17 protein-coding genes and 1 riboswitch are annotated in these 16775 nt (G+C 67.9%); of the genes, 12 read left to right on the top strand and 5 right to left on the bottom strand.

From position 1 onward, the window contains the following. On the top strand, positions 1 to 642 hold the full coding sequence (locus AB0F51_RS26370) for a LytR C-terminal domain-containing protein (protein ID WP_360284260.1): 642 nt from the start codon (positions 1 to 3) through the stop codon (positions 640 to 642). Continuing rightward, positions 639 to 1472 (top strand): trehalose-phosphatase, encoded by an 834-nt coding sequence (gene otsB, locus AB0F51_RS26365; RefSeq protein WP_360284259.1) that lies wholly within the window; start codon positions 639 to 641, stop codon positions 1470 to 1472. Before AB0F51_RS26370 ends, otsB begins: the two co-directional genes overlap by 4 nt. Here otsB and AB0F51_RS26360 read toward each other — a convergent pair. Beyond that, positions 1438 to 1908 carry a hypothetical protein gene (locus tag AB0F51_RS26360; protein ID WP_360284258.1) on the bottom strand — a complete coding sequence of 157 codons (471 nt, stop codon included), beginning with the start codon at positions 1906 to 1908 and terminating at the stop codon, positions 1438 to 1440. The genes otsB and AB0F51_RS26360 overlap by 35 nt on opposite strands. Positions 1909 to 2000: 92 nt before the next feature. On the opposite strand from AB0F51_RS26360, the gene AB0F51_RS26355 reads away from it, so the two are divergent. From AB0F51_RS26355 to AB0F51_RS26330, 6 genes are all read left to right on the top strand, one after another. Further along, positions 2001 to 2954 carry a DNA-3-methyladenine glycosylase 2 family protein gene (locus AB0F51_RS26355; protein ID WP_360284257.1) on the top strand — a complete coding sequence of 318 codons (954 nt, stop codon included), beginning with the start codon at positions 2001 to 2003 and terminating at the stop codon, positions 2952 to 2954. A gap of 76 nt (positions 2955 to 3030) precedes the next feature. Then, positions 3031 to 3525, top strand: coding sequence for a VOC family protein (locus AB0F51_RS26350; protein ID WP_360284256.1), 495 nt, complete (start codon positions 3031 to 3033; stop codon positions 3523 to 3525). A gap of 55 nt (positions 3526 to 3580) precedes the next feature. Next, complete coding sequence (locus AB0F51_RS26345; RefSeq protein ID WP_360284255.1) at positions 3581 to 4822, top strand: cation:proton antiporter; 1242 nt, start codon at positions 3581 to 3583, stop codon at positions 4820 to 4822. 157 nt (positions 4823 to 4979) lie between these two features. Then, a complete protein-coding gene (locus AB0F51_RS26340) occupies positions 4980 to 6014 on the top strand; it encodes a helix-turn-helix domain-containing protein (protein ID WP_360284254.1) in 1035 nt (344 codons plus the stop codon). 65 nt (positions 6015 to 6079) lie between these two features. Beyond that, positions 6080 to 6220, top strand: a riboswitch (SAM riboswitch). A 14-nt stretch (positions 6221 to 6234) separates the two neighbouring features. Then, the gene (gene thrC / locus AB0F51_RS26335; RefSeq protein ID WP_360284253.1) at positions 6235 to 7503 is read left to right on the top strand and encodes a threonine synthase; all 1269 of its coding nucleotides are present in this window, start codon (positions 6235 to 6237) and stop codon (positions 7501 to 7503) included. Beyond that, positions 7500 to 7775, top strand: a complete 276-nt coding sequence (locus AB0F51_RS26330) for a ubiquitin-like small modifier protein 1 (RefSeq protein WP_360284252.1) — start codon at positions 7500 to 7502, stop codon at positions 7773 to 7775. Before thrC ends, AB0F51_RS26330 begins: the two co-directional genes overlap by 4 nt. 282 nt (positions 7776 to 8057) lie before the next feature. On the opposite strand, the gene argG is transcribed toward AB0F51_RS26330, so the two are convergent. Then, a complete protein-coding gene (gene argG, locus AB0F51_RS26325; protein WP_360284251.1) occupies positions 8058 to 9494 on the bottom strand; it encodes an argininosuccinate synthase in 1437 nt (478 codons plus the stop codon). 58 nt (positions 9495 to 9552) lie between these two features. On the opposite strand from argG, the gene AB0F51_RS26320 reads away from it, so the two are divergent. Then, on the top strand, positions 9553 to 10575 hold the full coding sequence (locus AB0F51_RS26320; RefSeq protein WP_360284250.1) for a zinc-dependent alcohol dehydrogenase family protein: 1023 nt from the start codon (positions 9553 to 9555) through the stop codon (positions 10573 to 10575). Positions 10576 to 10611: 36 nt separating this feature from the next. Here the strand turns inward: AB0F51_RS26320 and AB0F51_RS26315 are convergent, their stop codons facing one another. Further along, positions 10612 to 11841 carry a helix-turn-helix domain-containing protein gene (locus AB0F51_RS26315; protein ID WP_360284249.1) on the bottom strand — a complete coding sequence of 410 codons (1230 nt, stop codon included), beginning with the start codon at positions 11839 to 11841 and terminating at the stop codon, positions 10612 to 10614. 194 nt (positions 11842 to 12035) lie between these two features. Between AB0F51_RS26315 and AB0F51_RS26310 the strand changes: the two genes are divergently transcribed. From AB0F51_RS26310 to AB0F51_RS26300, 3 genes are read left to right on the top strand one after another with little or no spacing between them, the layout of a single operon-like run. Continuing rightward, entirely contained in the window at positions 12036 to 13202 is a 1167-nt protein-coding gene (locus tag AB0F51_RS26310; protein ID WP_360284248.1) for a DegT/DnrJ/EryC1/StrS family aminotransferase, read from the top strand. Beyond that, positions 13195 to 13935: a hypothetical protein gene (locus AB0F51_RS26305; protein WP_360284247.1), complete on the top strand. Its 741-nt coding sequence runs from the start codon at positions 13195 to 13197 to the stop codon at positions 13933 to 13935. The genes AB0F51_RS26310 and AB0F51_RS26305 overlap by 8 nt, the downstream gene beginning before the upstream one ends. Next, complete coding sequence (locus tag AB0F51_RS26300) at positions 13935 to 14678, top strand: amidohydrolase family protein (RefSeq protein WP_360284246.1); 744 nt, start codon at positions 13935 to 13937, stop codon at positions 14676 to 14678. Before AB0F51_RS26305 ends, AB0F51_RS26300 begins: the two co-directional genes overlap by 1 nt. Here the strand turns inward: AB0F51_RS26300 and AB0F51_RS26295 are convergent. After that, on the bottom strand, positions 14653 to 15597 hold the full coding sequence (locus tag AB0F51_RS26295) for a dihydrodipicolinate synthase family protein (RefSeq protein WP_360284245.1): 945 nt from the start codon (positions 15595 to 15597) through the stop codon (positions 14653 to 14655). The two genes, AB0F51_RS26300 and AB0F51_RS26295, sit on opposite strands and share 26 nt — an antisense overlap. Continuing rightward, the gene (locus tag AB0F51_RS26290) at positions 15597 to 16715 is read right to left on the bottom strand and encodes a dipeptide epimerase (RefSeq protein WP_360284244.1); all 1119 of its coding nucleotides are present in this window, start codon (positions 16713 to 16715) and stop codon (positions 15597 to 15599) included. The genes AB0F51_RS26295 and AB0F51_RS26290 overlap by 1 nt, the downstream gene beginning before the upstream one ends. Positions 16716 to 16775 lie beyond the last annotated feature (60 nt).

Genomic DNA, 16775 nt, shown 5'->3' with positions numbered 1-16775 from the left:
TTGAACCGCTCTCAGGACGAAAAGGGCCAGGTCCTCTCGTCCCTCGTTGCCGTGCTCGCCGTCGTCGCGATCGTCGGCGGCCTGCTGGTGCTGTTCGGCACCCGCGGTAACGACAGCGTGGCCGACCAGACCAAGCCCACCGAGAAGTCGTCACCGAAGGCCACGCCGCCGACCAGTGCGGGGAAGCCGTCGGCGACAGCGCCGACCAACGGGCCGACGCCTGGGCCGAGCAGTGCGCCGACGTCGCCCGCGCCGACGCCTGAGGCACCGACCAGCGCACCGAGCAGTGCGCCGACTGCCGAGCCGTCCGGTGAGCCTTCGGGTAAGCCGACCGCACCGCCGACCGCACCGGCATCGATCCCAGCCTCCGAGCGCCCGGCAGTCGAGGTGTACAACAACACCGCCCGCAAGGGCCTGGCCGAGGAAGTCGCGATCCGGGCCCGGCAGAGCGGCTGGATCGTCACCGGCAAGGACAACTGGCACGGCAAGATCGTCACCAGCACGGTGTACTTCCCGGCCGGTATGCAGGCCGAGGCCAACCAGCTGGCCAGGGACATCGGCGTCGGCCGGACCAAGGAAGCCCTGCCGAACATGAAGAAGGACCGCCTCAGCGTCATCCTGACCACGGACTACGCCGGATGAGCATCCCCGAACTCGCGACTGCCGCCGGGCGGGAGGGCTGGGAAGCGATCGTCGCGGACCCGGCCGGGGCGGTGATCGCCTCGGACTTCGACGGCGTGCTCTCGCCACTGGTCGAAGATCCGTCGATGTCCCGCGCGGTCGACGGCGCTCTGGACGCGCTGGCCCGGCTGGCGCGCTCGGTGAAGCAGGTGGCGATCGTGACCGGCCGGCCCGCACTGGTCGCCACAGAGCTCGCTGGGGTCACGGGCCATCCAGGGCTCGGTGGGCTCGTAGTACTGGGCCACTACGGGCTTGAGCGGTGGGAGGCGTCGACTGGCGCCGTCACCAGCGACCCGGTGCCTGCTGGCGTTGCTGTCGCTCGGGAGAAGCTGCCAGGGCTGCTGCACGAGGTGGGCCTGCCGGACGCGTTCGTAGAGGACAAGGGCAGCTCCCTGGCAGTCCACACCCGCCGGCTGCCCGAACCGGTGCCTGCTCTGGAGACACTGCGCCAGCCGCTGAAAGACCTCGCCGAGTCGGTAGACCTCCGCCTGGAGCCAGGCAACCTGGTGCTCGAGCTCCGCCCACCCGGTATCGACAAGGGCGTCGCCATGCGCCGCCTGATCGCCAGCACTGACGCCCGATCTGTCCTGTACGCCGGTGACGACCTGGGCGACCTGGCCGCCTTCCAAGCGCTCGACGCGTTGCGGGCTGACGGCCTGTACGCAGTACTGGTTGCTGCTCGTTCCTCGGGTGCTACTGCACTCACTGACGCTGCCGACATCGTCGTGGACGACCCAGCAGGCGTAGTCACCGTCCTCACGGCCCTTTCGGACGCGATCGCAGCCCGCTGAACGTCTGGTTCAGCGTCAGGGCGAAGGGCTGCGGCGGTTTCTCGTCGTAGTTGCCGTCCTTGAGGTTGGCGAGCCGTTCGAACGGGTTGCGGGAGGCCGGGCAGCCGGTCCGCAGCCAGGACCAGGCGGCGCCGACGAGGTACAACGGAAGCAGGGGAAGGCCGACCAGGCAGAAGTACTGCCACGAGTGCCGTTCCTCGTGCTGGACCAGCCCCGGCCGCTCGTCGAAGTACGCGCGATCGTGCTTGCTCAGCACCAGATTGCCGATCGTGAATGCCCCCGCTACCGGAAAGCGCAACCTGTACCCGGTCGCATAGACCAGCCCTCGCGGCCCTCGACTGAACCTTGCCCGCCCGATCAGCCCGACGAGGAACCCGAAGAGCGTCGACAGGTTCAGCACGTTCCCCACCAGCTTCACCGCCTGCCACCCCGACATGGCCCACCTCCCACGCCCAGTATCAGCCGCACGACCCCGGCAGTCACCGGCCCGACGGACCGTTGTCGGTGGGGTGGGTCAGACTGACGGGTGTGAGTTCTGTGGTTCGGCGGTGGCGACCTGGTCGGGTGGCGGATCCGCACACGGTGATCGGTGGCTTGCGGAAGGGGCCTGGCGACCCGGCGTACGTGTTCGAGACGGGGCGGCGGACGGTGTGGCGGGCTACTCGTACGCCGGACGGGCCCGTACTGCTGCGTTTGACGCCGTACTCCGCGTTGGGTGAGGTCGAGGCCGAGGCGTGGGGGCCGGGTTCTGGGTGGGCGCTGGATGGCGTGCCTGAGCTGTTGGGGGAGGCCGACAGCTGGGACGGGTTCGAGCCGTTGGCGGAGCATCGGGCGCTGGTCGACGCGGCTCGGCGGTTCTCGTACTTCCGGGTGCCGCGGACGCGAGCGGTTTTCGAGGCGATGGCTGCTGCTGGGATCGAGCAGGTGGTGACCGGCAAGGAGGCGTTCGCGGGGTGGCGGATGCTGTTGCGCGAGTACGGCGAACCGGCGCCCGGGCCAGGGTCGCCGGACGGGCGGAAGATGATGGTGCCGCCCGCACCGGAGGAGTGGCGGCTGATTCCGTCGTGGCAGTGGTTGCGGGCGGGCGTCGAGGGGCGACGGTCGCGGGTGGTGATCACGGCGGCGACCCGGGCTGCCGCGTTGGAGCGGACGCTGGAGCTGAGCGACGGCGCCGAGGTCGAGCGGCGGTTGCGGTCGCTGCCTGGTGTGGGCGTGTGGACGGCTGCGGAGGTCCGGCAGCGCGCTCACGGTGATGCCGATGCGTTCTCCTTCGCGGACTATCACGTCTCGCGCAGCGTCTCCTATGCGCTCACCGGCGAGGAACTGGACGACGATGGTTGCGCCGAGGTCATCGAGCCCTACCGAGGTCACCGCTTCCGGGTCCAGGCCCTCCTGGGCCTCGCCGGCATCAGCCACCCTCGCTATGGCCCCCGCAAGTCCCTCCCGACCCACACTCCCGGCGCCACCCACCGCCTTCGCTAGCCGGTCGCTGACGGTTCTGATCGAAGTGTCGGATAGAGGACACAACCTGTCCTCTATCCGAGTGCAAACTGAGGTCATGACGCAGATTCCCGGTGGTAAGTCGACAGTCACTCCGTACGTCGTGGTGAAGGGTGTGGCCCAGTTCCTCGAGTTCGTCGAACAGACCTTTCAGGTGAAGCCCTCGCTGGTGGTGCCGAATCAGGACGGCAGCATCGGGCATGCCGAGATCACGGTGGGCCAGTCGGTGCTGATGGCCTTCGACGCGCAGCCGGACTGGCCGGACACGCCGGCCTTTCTCAGCGTGTACATCGACGACGTGGACCAGGTGTTCGCGCGGGCGCTCGAGGCCGGCGCGACGGTCGTGACCGAGATGACGGAGTCGAAGGTCACCGGCGATCGTGGCTGCCGGGTGAAGGACCCGGTGGGCAACGTGTGGTGGCTGCAGACGCACTTGTACGACGTCGATCCGAGCATGCTGAGCGAGGCGTTCTCGGACCCGGTGGAGCTGGCGAGGATGCAGATGGCGATCCAGACGTTCGCCACGGAGATGCAGAGCCGCGTCAGCCGCTGAAGTGGAGTTGCCGGCCCAGCGGTGGAAAGAGCGCGATCTGGGCACTGGGCCGGCAATGACAATTGACGGGGACGGCCTGTACCTGGTGGCCGGCATTGCTCTTCTGGTCGGCGCCGTCCTGCCGCGGCTGCTGCGCCGGTACGCGGTGTCGGCGCCGATCGCCTTCCTCAGTGCGGGTTTGCTCCTGGGCGCGTTCGTCGACCGGAGCCGGCTGAGTCCGATCACGGAACCCGAGTTGACCGAGCATCTCGCCGAACTGACGCTCCTGCTCTCGTTGATGGGCGTCGGTCTGGCCATCGACCGGCCGATCGGGTGGAGGCGATGGAGCGCGACCTGGCGCCTTCTCCTCGTCGCGTTGCCGGCCTGTATCGCCGCCGTCGCCGGTGTCGGCTGGCTGCTCGGACTGGCGCCCGCCACGGCTTTGCTGGTCGGCGCGGTGCTGGCGCCCACCGATCCGGTGCTCGCGTCCGACGTACAGGTGCAGGGGCCTTCGACCGGTGCGGGCGCGGAGCCTGAGGAGGACGACGAGATCCGGCTCGCGCTCACCTCGGAGGCGGGCCTGAACGACGGGCTCGCCTTCCCCTTCGTGTACGCCGCGATCTTCGCCGCCACCAAAGGCACGGTCGGGGGCTGGGGACTCGAGTGGATCGCCTGGCACCTGATCGGCAAGATGGTGATCGGTGTGGCCGTCGGAGTCGGGGCCGGCTGGTTGCTCGGGAAGATGGCCTTCGCGGCGCCGTTGCCGACCCTGCGGCTGTCGAACTTTCGCGAACCGGTGATGGCTCTGGCCATGACGCTGGGCGTCTACGGTCTCGCGGAAGTGCTGCACGGCTACGGCTTCGTCGCCGTTTTCGTTGCCGCGTTGACGATCCGGGCAGCCGAGCGCAGCCACGACTTTCACGGCGAACTGCACGGGTTCTTGGAGCAACTCGAGCACATCTTCACGTGGGGGATTCTGCTCCTGCTCGGAGTGGCCATCACCGGAGGACTGCTGACACCGCTGACCTGGGGAGGGGCCGCGATCGGGCTCCTGCTGGTGCTGGTGGTCCGGCCCTTGGTCGCTTGGTTCTCCCTGGCCGGTACTCGGCTGCGGCAGTCGGAGCGATGGGTGACAGCCGCCTTCGGCGTACGGGGTGTGGGCTCGGTTTTCTATCTGGCTTATGCGGGGTCCGAATTCAGTGCGGATCTGCCGTGGTTGTGGGCGACGGTCGGGTTCTGTATCGCGCTGAGTGTGCTTGTTCACGGCGTCGCAGCGACTCCGATGATGCGGATGGTCGAGCGGCGCCGCGAGGGTTGAGCGCCCGGGCCGGAGGTTCGGCGCCGTGCCGGACCGCTCCGGCGGCGGCGATCCCGGCGGCGAAATCCTTCAGTTTCTCGAACATGGCTCCATCCTGCGAGTTCTGCTGCCGTCACAGAAGTGGCGCAGCTGACCACGATCGCTAAGATTTCGACACATGGTCGGGAAGAAGCAGGTGGAGCTGGTCCGGCCGACGGTGTCCGTGCTCGCCTACGACGGGATGACCGGGTTCGAGGCCGGCATTGTGATGGAGGTGTTCGGGTTCGTCTGGCCGGACCTCGACCAGCCCTGGTACGAGCTGAAGGTCTGCACCGAGACGCCGGAGCCGATCCGGGTGATCGGTGGCGCGACGATGAGCAGCCCGCACGGGCTGGCGGAGTTCGCCGCGGCCGACACGGTCGTCATCCCCAGCGTCGCCGATCCGCGCGGGCCGACGTCACCGCAACTCATCGAGGCGCTGCAGCACGCTCATACTCGCGGTGCTCGCATCGTGTCGATCTGCTCAGGCGCCTTCGCACTCGCCGCCGCCGGGCTGCTGGACGGCCGTCGCGCAACCACGCACTGGCGGTACGCCGAACTGCTGCGCGAGCTCCACCCTGCTGTCCTGGTGGACCCGGAGCCGCTCTACACCGACGAGGGTGACGTGCTCACGAGCGCGGGTTGCGCTGCCGGGCTCGACCTCGCGATGCATCTGGTCCGGAAGGATTTCGGCGCAGCCGTCGCCAACGCGGTTGCTCGCCGACTCGTGATTCAGCCGTATCGGGCCGGTGGCCAAGCGCAGTACATCGAGTCGCCGCTGCCGCCGGAGCCGGACGACTCGCCGGTCGCTCGGAGTCTCGGGTGGGCGTTGGAGCACTTGGCCGAGCCCATCGGCGTACCGGATCTGGCGCGGGAAGCCGGGCTGTCACCACGGACCTATCTGCGGCATTTCGTTCGAGCGACCGGTACGACGCCGGCCAAGTGGCTGATCGCGCAACGCTTGCAGGCGGCGCTGACGATGCTGGAAACCGGGGATGCGCCGGTGGAGGAGATCGCGGTGGCGGCCGGGTTCACCACCGCGGTGACGATGCGGCACCACTTCGGCAAGGTGCTGCGGACGTCGCCTTCGGCGTACCGGCGGACCTTCCGCGAAAGCGGGCCGGAGGCGGCCGGCCGAGGGCCGGCGGTCACGCCTGAGCCGCGCGCGAGCTGAGATCGGCTGTCTCGCATGGTGGGAACCGAAGACACAATATGGACCCGATTGGGTAACCTCGGCAGTGCTCATCCAGAGGGACTGAGGGAAACGGCCCGTTGAAGTCCCGGCAACCCTCCCCGTTCGGCGTCTCGATCCGAGGCTTCCGGCGGTGGAACGGTGCCAAATCCGTCCTGTGCCGAGATCCGGCCCGGGGAAGATGAGGAGGGAAAACTCCGCCATGAGCCTGAGCACCGCGCCGACCACCCACACCATCCGTGAAGGTGCCTTCGGCAACGGAACGCACCTGAGCTGTCGCGCTTGTGGCGCGAAGTCCGAACTCGGTCCGTTCTACGCCTGTATGGAGTGCTTCGGTCCGCTGGAGGTCGGGTACGAGTTCCCGACCATCACGCGTGAGCAGATCGAAGCCGGACCCAAGAACATCTGGCGCTACCAGCCGCTGCTGCCCGTCCCCGTCGACGTGGCCAGCTTCCCGAACACCGAGCCCGGCTACACCCGGCTGATCGACGCCGGCAACCTGGCCCGCGAGCTCGGCCTGCGCAAGCTGTGGGTGAAGGACGACTCGGGCAACCCGACCCACTCGTTCAAGGACCGGGTCGTCGCGTCCGCCCTGAGCGCCACCCGCGAGCTCGGCATGAAGGTCTTCGCCTGCCCCTCCACCGGCAACCTGGCGAACGCGGTCGCCGCGGCCGCCGCCCGGGCCGGGATCCGCTCGGTCGTGTTCATCCCGCAGGACCTCGAGCGCCCCAAGATCATCACCACCGCCGTGTACGGCGGAACGCTGGTGGCCGTCGAGGGCAACTACGACGACGTCAACAAGCTCGCCTCCGAGATCGCCGGTGAGGAGGAAGGCTGGGCGTTCGTGAACGTCAACGTCCGGCCGTACTACTCCGAAGGCTCCAAGACGCTCGCCTTCGAGATCGCCGAGCAGCTCGGCTGGCGGATCCCGCAGCAGGTGGTGATCCCGGTCGCGTCCGGCTCGCAGCTGACCAAGATCGACAAGGGCTTCACCGAGCTCGGCAAGCTCGGGCTGGTCGACGCGACCGACTACAAGATCTACGGCGCGCAGGCGACCGGGTGCTCGCCGGTGGCGCAGGCGTTCCGCGACGGCCACGACGTGGTGAAGCCGGTCAAGCCGGACACCATCGCGAAGTCGCTGGCGATCGGGAACCCGGCCGACGGGCCGTACGTGCTGGACGTGGCCCGGCGTACCGGCGGGGTGATCGAGGACGTCAGCGACGAAGAGGTTGTCGAGGGCATCCAGTTGCTGGCCCGGACTGAGGGCATCTTCACCGAGACCGCCGGTGGCGTGACGGTCGCGACGCTGAAGAAGCTGATCGAGACCGGCCAGCTCGACCCCGACGCCGAAACCGTCATCATCAACTCCGGCGACGGGCTCAAGACGCTCGACGCCGTGGCCGACCGGGTCGGCCCGAAGGTCACCATCCCCGCGTCGTACGACGCCTTCGTGAAGGCTGGTTTGCAGTGAGCGTCAGCGTCCGTGTCCCGACCATCCTGCGCCCCTACACCCAGGGCGCATCCGAGGTCTCCGTCGACGGCTCCACCCTGAGCGAGGTCCTGGACTCCCTCGACACGTCGTACCCCGGCATCAAGAGCCGAGTCCTCGACGAATCCGGCGAACTGCGCCGCTTCGTCAACATCTACGTAGACAACGACGACGTCCGCTTCGCCGAAGGCCTCCAAACCACCATCAAAGACGGCGGCCAGGTCTCCATCATCCCCGCCGTAGCCGGCGGCTGACAGCACTCCACAACGGCGAAAATGCGTAGGAGTTCGCGCGGTGCGGTAGGGGCGAGCGTGCTCGCTCGCCTCCGGCTCGCCTCGCGTGGCGAGCAACCGCGAGGCGAGCAACCGTAGGTGCATCAGCCGGCAACTGGCGGGCACCGACAAGCAACAAGGCGGAAGACAAGCCGCGCCACCGCGGTGGTCTTCCGCCTCATCTCTACGACGAGAACCTCAGCCAAACACAAGAATTTTCTTTGTTTTCAAGAGTTTTTGTTCTTGTGGTTGTCTGTTGCTGGGTCAGTCGGTGCCGAATTCCATCGCGGCGTTGTCGAGGAGTTCGTCGTCGGGGTTGACCTGGCCTCGGGAGGCGATGGCGTCGGCTCCGCCCTGGGTCATTTCGCCGATCAGGGTGGTGTCGGCGCCGAGGAGTTCGGCGTGGGCTGTGCCGATCATGCCGAGGCCGGCGTACTGCTCCAGCTTGGCGCGGGAGTCGGCGATGTCCAGGTTGCGCATGGTGAGCTGGCCGATCCGGTCGACCGGGCCGAAGGCGGAGTCCTCGGTGCGCTCCATCGACAGCTTGTCCGGGTGGTAGCTGAACGCCGGTCCGGTGGTGTCGAGGATCGAGTAGTCCTCGCCCCGCCGCAGCCGCAGCGTGACCTCACCGGTGATCGCCGAGCCGACCCACCGCTGCAGCGACTCCCGGATCATCAGCGCCTGCGGGTCCAGCCAGCGACCCTCGTACATCAGCCGCCCGAGCTTGCGTCCCTCGTTGTGGTACGCCGCGATGGTGTCCTCGTTGTGGATCGCGTTCACCAGCCGCTCGTACGCCGCGTGCAGCAGCGCCATCCCCGGCGCCTCGTAGATGCCGCGGCTCTTCGCCTCGATGATCCGGTTCTCGATCTGGTCCGACATGCCCAGCCCGTGCCGGCCACCGATCGCGTTCGCCTCCAGTACCAGGTCGACCGCGGAGCCGAACTCCTTGCCGTTGATCGTCACCGGCCGGCCCTGGACGAAGCCGATCGTGACGTCCTCGGTGGCGATCTCGACCTCGGGGTCCCAGAACTTCACGCCCATGATCGGGGTGACGGTTTCCACCCCGGTGTCGAGGTGCTCCAGCGTCTTCGCCTCGTGCGTCGCGCCCCAGATGTTCGCGTCGGTCGAGTACGCCTTCTCGGTGCTGTCCCGGTACGGCAGGTCGTGGGCGAGCAGCCACTCGCTCATCTCCTTGCGCCCGCCGAGCTCGGTGACGAAGGCGGCGTCGAGCCACGGCTTGTAGATCCGCAGGTTCGGGTTGGTGAGCAGCCCGTACCGGTAGAACCGCTCGATGTCGTTGCCCTTGAAGGTCGAGCCGTCGCCCCAGATCTGGACGTTGTCCTCGAGCATCGCGCGGACCAGCAGCGTGCCGGTCACCGCCCGGCCCAGCGGGGTGGTGTTGAAGTACGCCCGGCCGCCGGTGCGGATGTGGAACGCGCCGCAGGTCAGCGCGGCCAGCCCCTCCTCGACCAGCGCCGCACGGCAGTCGACCAGCCGGGAGATCTCGGCGCCGTACGCCTTGGCGCGACCGGGGACCGAGTCGATGTCGGGTTCGTCGTACTGGCCGATGTCGGCGGTGTAGGTGCAGGGCACGGCGCCCTTGTCGCGCATCCACGCGACCGCGACCGACGTATCGAGACCCCCGGAGAAGGCGATGCCGACCCGTTCACCGACGGGCAGAGACGTGATGACCTTGGACATGAGAATAAGTATGCACTGCTCTGCATGATCATGCAAACCCAATGGATAGGATGACCCGATGCGCGCGATCGTGATCGACCAGTACGGCGTACTGCCGGTGGTGCGGGAGGTGCCCGAGCCTGAGGTCCAGCCCGGCGGGGTGGTCCTGAAGGTGGAGGCGACCGGGTTGTGCCGGAGCGACTGGCACGCCTGGCAGGGGCACGACCCGGACATCGTCCTGCCCCATGTGCCGGGACATGAGCTGGCCGGGACCATCGCGGCGGTGGGCTCAGGGGTCTCCGGTTGGGCGGTGGGGGATCGGGTGACCTCGCCGTTCATCTGCGCCTGCGGGTCTTGCGAGCAGTGCCTGGAGGGCAACCATCAGGTCTGCCCGAACCAGCTGCAGCCAGGCTTCAACTACTGGGGTTCGTTCGCGGAGTACGTCGCGCTGCCGTTCGCCGAGGTGAACCTGATCCGCCTCCCGGACGACCTCGACTTCGGCACTGCGGCCGGACTGGGCTGCCGCTTCGCCACGTCGTACCGCGCTGTGCGGCAGGTCGGGCGGGTGGCGGCAGGCGAGAACGTGGTGATCTTCGGCTGCGGCGGAGTCGGCCTGTCCGCGGTGATGATCGCGGCCGCGCTCGGCGCCCGGGTGATCGCAGTCGACACGAACCCGGCCGCCTTGGAGCTGGCCCGCTCGTACGGTGCCGCTGAGATGGTGCTGTCGTCGGAGAACGTTGTGCCGGAGCTGCTGGAGCTGACCGGTAGTGGGGCACAGGTGACGATCGATGCCCTCGGGTCGGCCGCCATCGTGCAGAACGCGCTGAAGACCTTGCGGCCGCGAGGGCGGCACGTGCAGGTGGGGTTGCTGCCAGGCGCAGTCCAACTCGACGTGGGCCGGTTGATCGGCCAGGAACTGGAATGGCTCGGCAGCCACGGCATGCCGGCTCACGCCTACCCCGAGGTGCTCGGGCTCGTTGCCTCCGGCAACCTCGCCCCTGCTGAGTTGATCACCCGGACGATCACGTTGGACGAGGTACCGGCAGCGCTCGAGGCCATGAGTCACGGCACGCCACCCGGCATGACCATCATCAAGCCCTGACCACCTCGCTAGCGCCGCCGTTGGCGGCGGCCCCGGCTAGAGCCGGATGAGGTAGACCGTGGGTGGGCGGCCGGTGCGGCCGTGTTGTTGGCTGCCTATGGGGTCGGCTAGGCCGGCTCGTTCTAGGCGTTTGAGGACTCGGCGGGCGGTGCGGAGTTGTACTGCTAGGTGCTCGGCGACGTCTTGAGTTGTCAGGCCGTCGGGGAGGGTGGCGACTAGTTCGCGCATGCGGGACAGGGTTTGGGTGTTGAGGCCGACGCGGCGGGCCAGCAGGGGTAGGGATTCCGGGCCGCGGTCGACCGTTCGCTGGTCCTGGTCGCTGGACGGTTCGATGACGATCTCGACGTCGTCCGACATGGAGACCACACCAGCCACCGGCCCCATCGACGCGGCGCGGCTGACCGCGCGGCGGGCCAGTGCCTCGGCCTCGGCCGCAGTACGGCCGACTCCGAAGCCGACACGCGCCGTCGCGTGCCGAGCCGCCAGGGCGTCGAGCAGCGGCATCCGGCTGAACTGCTCGGTGGCTTGCTCGAGCAGGCCGCGAGTGGTGACGACCAGGTTCCGGCCGTCGGGCAGTACTGCGAGGCTGCCGCCGAGCGTGATCAGGTCGCGTGCCAGCGCGTCGTCCGGTTCGGGCAGCTCGATGACGCCGAGCGCGACCTGCGCGTCGCCGACGTGTTGGCCGGTGGTGGTGAGGACGAGAGCCTGCAGGGTCGACTGGATCGAGTACCGCGAAGGTGCGAGCCGCACCGACGGCATCTCGTTCTCCAACAGGTGGAAGGCCGAACCGAGACAGCTGATCGCGACCTTGGTGTCGTGCTGCTCCTGCGCATTGCGGTGGAACGTGACGATGTCGTCCGAGGTGAGACCCGCGCGATATGGCAGGACGTGGATGTCGTCGGTGGGGAGCTTCGCCTCGATCAGCGTCTCGAACACTTCGCTGCGGCGCAGGGTGTCGATCGACAACCGGGTCACGTCGTGGCCGAGGCGGAGCAGCTCGACGAGTGCGCGCAGCAGCGTGGCACCGTCGTACGAGACGTACATCGCCGGGCGGTCGATCACGCCGGCTTCGGTGGCGATCGTGAACGGCACGACGCCGGTGAAGAGGATCGCGTCCACCTGCTCGCGGACCTGCTCGACCAGCTCGACGGCCTCCGTCTCGTGCCGGTAGGGCAGCGGGACCAGCGTCGCCGGGTGGTTCGCAGTACCGACGGCGAGGACGCGCTGGACCAGGTCCTCCGGACCGATGATCCCGACGCTGATCACTGCGGTGCACTCCTCATTGGGTCCCCGAGATGGTCGTTTTCGCCCCAGGCCGGCGCCGGACGTCTTGTGGTCCGGCCCTCAAATCGCACTTTAGCGCACGGCTTGCGCGATCCGAGGCAACCCTTGACGCCATCTGACGCCGTCTCCTAGGTTTCGGTCAAGACCTAAATTGCTGCAGATCTCGGGGGCCGCTCATGTCCGGAGCTCCAGTACGCCGTACGCCGCTGCCCGGGGTGCTCGAACCGGACGGGCGAACCATCGGATCCGAGGAGCGCGCGGCCGTGTTGCGGGTGCTCGACTCGGCCGTGCTCTGCAGCACCTTCGGCGGCGAAACGCGAGCGCTGGAAGCCGAGATGGCCTCGCTCTACGGGCGATCGGCGGTCGCGTGCAGCTCGGGTACTGCGGCGCTGCACCTGGCGGTCGCGGCGGGGCGGTTCGAGCCGGGCGACGAGGTGATCACCACGCCGATCTCCGATTTCGGGACGGTCGGGCCGATCCTCGCGCAGAACGGCGTACCGGTGTTTGCTGATGTGGATCCGGCGACGGGGAACCTGGATCCGGTGGCGGTGGAGGCGGCCATCACGCCGCGGACTCGGGCGATCATCGTGGTGCATCTGTTTGGCGCCGCTGCCGATGTGGTCGGGTTGCGGGCGGTTGCCGATCGGCATGGGTTGGTGCTGATCGAGGACTGCGCTCAGGCGTGGCTCGGTACTACGGCCGAGGGTGCCTTGCTGGGGACGGTTGGGGACATTGCCTGTTTCAGCTTGCAGCAGTACAAGCACATCACCACCGGGGATGGTGGGCTGGCGATCACGGCTGATCCTGAGTTTGCGGCGCGGATGCGGCTCTTCATGGACAAGGGGTGGGATCGCTCGGGTGGGCGGGTACATCTGGTGCTCGGGCTGAACTACCGGATGACGGAACTGGTCGCGGCGGTCGCGCGAGCGCAACTCGGCAAGGTCGCCGAGGTGGTGAAGCGTCGCCGGGAGGCAGCGGAGCAGTTGGTCGCGGCTCTTGAGGGGGTCGAGGTTGGGCTGCCGTCGCTGGCTGGGCATGCGTTCTGGTTGTTTCCAATGATTGTTGATGACAACCGACGGTGGGCTGACGGGCTGACCGCCGAGGGGGTGCCGGCGACGGCTGGGTATCTGGAGCGGCCGTTATATGCGAACCCGGTCTTCAGTGGCCCGGTGTATGGAACTTCGCGCTATCCGCTGGATCGCGACTACCCGGCGGGCCTGTGCCCGAACGCGGAGCGACTGATCGACCGAACCCTCGTGGTGCTGCCGTGGAACGAGGGGTACACGGAGACCGACGTCGACGACATCGCCCGCGCAATCCGGAAGGTCCACTCTGATGCCTGACTGGCTGACCCGGACACCCGAAGAACACATCCAGTACGACGTAGACGTCCTCTTCGGCGCCTGGCCGTCCCATCCCACCGACACCGATGCCGCGGGACTCCGTGCGCACTTGTCGCGCTCGCACATCCGTCACGCGCTGGCCATCTCCACGCGCGGCGCGCTCTTCGACGCGGCCAGTGGCAACGCGGAGACCATCGCCGCGGCCGGTGACGGGCTTGTCCCGGTCGGGACGGTCGACCTGCGCGATGCGGTGGGCGCAGGCGAGCAGCTGGACGCGCTGGTGGAGCAGGGGGTTCGGTGCCTGCGACTGTTCACTGTGCAGCAAGGGGCGCACGGCGACACGCCGTCGTACCGGGCGGTGGTGGCGGCTGCGATCGAGCGCGGGATGGTGTTGTTGCAGGACGGGGATCCTCGGGTGTTTGGGGGGCTCCTGGCGGGGCGGGGGGCCGAGGTGGTTTTTCTTGACCTGCATGGGTATTTGCTGGGGGACTTCCTTCTGATGGCGAAAGGGGAGCCGGGGTTCAGGGCTACTACGCGGATGTTGTCGAGCCCCGACGGAATCGAGCGGGTGGTGGGCAGCGTCGGTGCGGAGCATCTGGTGTTCGGGTCGCGGACTCCGTTGATGGATGTGTCGCCGCAGACGTTGCGGTTGCGGTATGCGCGGATCACTCCCGAAGAGAGAGCGTTGATTGCTGGGGGCAACGTTCAGAAGATGCTGGAGAAGTTGCGGTGATGCGGATCATCGATGTGCACGGGCACTGGGGGCCGTGGCCGTTTCACATGGATGTGGGGGACGTCGCGCTCAACCTCGAGCTGATGGATCGGTACGGGATCGACGTGCAGATCGTGTCCGCGGCCGAGGCCGTCGTGTACGACGCGGTGGCGGGGAACGCGAAGCTGGCTGAAGTCCTTCAAGAGCAACCGAGGCTGTTCGGGTACGCCGTAGTGAACGCCAATCGGCTGGAGCGCAGCGCTGAGGATCTGAAGGATTGCCTCAGCACAGGAAGATTCGTGGGGGCGAAGATCCACACGACCTATCCAGGAGTGCCGATCGGGTCGCCGTTGATGGCGGAGACGTTCGACATGCTGGACGAAGTGGGTGTGCCGTTGCTGCTGCACACCTGGGGGAGCGACGTCGCCAACCTTCCAGAGATGCTGGAGAACCGGCCCCATCTCAAAGTGATCGCCGGTCATGCGGGTGGCGACGCATGGAGGGAGGCGGCGAGGGCGGCCGCGCAGTGTGATCGCCTCTTCCTCGAGCACTGCCGCACGGTCACGGACGCCGGCCGGATCAGCTACGCCCGCGCCCACGGCGTACCGATGGAGCAGTTCCTGTTCGGCACCGACTCGACGCTGATCGACCCCTGCATCTCCCTCGGCGTCATCCGCGACGCGGGCTTCACCGAGCCAGAGCTACGTCAGGTGTTGTCAGAGAACGCCGAGAACCTCTTCACAAGCCTTCGAGGCAGCGAATGACCAGGTCGCGCTCGGACGACGGCAGCGCGGGACCGTAGGGGTCATATGACGCTTCCTCCGGCAACAGGCCTTCCCACGCCGCGGCCCAGAGCATGCGTTGCACGTAGCCCTCGATCGGAGCGTAGAAAGTCGCCGCAGCGAACCGATCCAACCGCTCCGAAGCAGCCAAGAAGCCGGCGTGATCCCCGCCGGTCCAAGCACGCAGTACTGCGGCCGACAACTCCACCTGCGCCGCCGCGATCCCGACCAGCGCGGTGTCGGCCCCCCACATCATCGACGGCCCGTACATCCGGTCCTCGCCCGTGATCAACAACTTCCCCGTACTACGTCCCGCCCAGATCGCGTCCTGGCAGTCGATGGCCCGGTCGAGCGTCGCCGTCTTCACCCCGAGCATCTCTGGAAGTGACAACAGCTCCTTGATCAACGCGGGCGGATAGGGGTACCCACCAGCCTCGCCATGCAGGTAGAAGCCAACCAGCGGCAGCCCACTCTCCGCCGCCACCCGCTGATGCAGCCGCACAGCCGCAGCGTCTCCGTCTGGCAACGAGCCATAGACAGCCAGCGGATAGACCATGACCGCATCAGCCCCAAGGTCCGCTGCGCTGACAGCCATGGCCACAGTGGCGTCCTCAGCTTCCTGCAAGCTCCCAGCCCCAGTACTACGAGGCACCCCAACCCCCGCCACCAAAGGAGCCCTAGTCGCAGCACGCCAAGTCGCCAGCACCTTCCCGCGATCCGCCTCGCTCAGGTAGAGCCCCCGGCCGGTATGAGCCCACACAGCCACCCCACCGATCGGCCCGGCTGCAATAGCGGAGGCGTAGGACTCCAGAGCCTCGTAAGCCACCACACCCGAGCTGTCCATCGGCGTGACGACAGCAGGAAGCAATGTGCCGCGCAGCTTCTCGACAAATGGATGCATCAGAGGTCGTGTCCCAGCCCCGGCCGCGTAGGCACTTCGACCCACCCGTTGACGTCACTGAAGGTCTTGGGAGCCAGCGGCTCCTCACGGACGAGCAGCGGCCCTACGAGATCAGCCGGGACAGTAGCCCCCGGTACTGCGGCCGCCAGGTGCACCGCCGCGAGTGTCGCCACGCCCAGCTCCGGCATGGACCCCACCTTGACCGCCAGCCCAGCTGCCTCGGCCACATGGGCTATCTGCAGAGCACGATGCAGACCACCCACCTTGAGGATCTTGATGTTCAGTACGTCGGCCGCACCCCGCCGTACGATCTCTAAGGCGTCCTGCAGCGACTGCATGCTCTCGTCGACCATCAGACGCAGGTCGAGCCGCTCCCGGAGCCGCACGAGTCCTGCCAGGTCCCAGCGCGGCAGCGGCTGCTCTACAAGCGCCAGACCGGCGTCGGCCATCTTGGAGAGCACTGGCAGCGCAGTAGCGGCGTCATAGCCCTCGTTAGCGTCCAGGCACAGCTCAGCCCCCGGCGGGAGCGCAGCAAGAACAGCACGGACCAGCTCGATGTCCCTGGCCGGGTCCTCGCCGCCCTTGACCTTCAGGTGCCGGAACCCGCGCTCCGCGTACTCCGCGGCTTCCGCAGCCATCTCGTCCAGCGTGCCGAGCCCGACAACCCATGCCGTCTCCACTCGTGAGCGGATGCTGCCGCCCAGCAGGACGTGGACCGGCCAGCCACTGAGCTGCCCAGCCAGGTCGTACAGGGCGATGTCGAGCCCGGACTTGGCCACATGCTGCCCGCGCAGCGCCGTGTCCATCACCAGGTGCGCACCGGCCCGGTCGAGCGGGTCATGGCCGATCAGGGCCGGCGCGAGGTGCTCCTCGATCGCCGTGGTGACGCCGGCCAGCGTCTCACCCGTGTACGCCGTCATCGGCGACGTCTCTCCGATGCCGATCACCCCGTCGGTCGTCTCGACCTCCACCACCAGGCTGACCAGCTCGTTGCTCACCCCACTGCTGATCCGGAACGGTCGCCGGTACGCCGCGCGCACCACCCGGGTCCGGATCCGGGCGATCGAGCCGGCGGCCGCGGCGGCCGGCAGTCCGACAGGCTGCGATGCGACACTCACAAATCTGCTCCTTGGGGTCGCGCGCCACGAGGAAAGCATTTACGGTCAAGACCGTAAGTA

The organism is Kribbella sp. NPDC023855, assembly GCF_040639475.1.
Taxonomy (GTDB): Bacteria; Actinomycetota; Actinomycetes; order Propionibacteriales; family Kribbellaceae; genus Kribbella.
The sequence above is the reverse complement of the archived record's forward strand: the minus strand, read 5'-3'. Positions and strand labels throughout refer to the sequence as shown.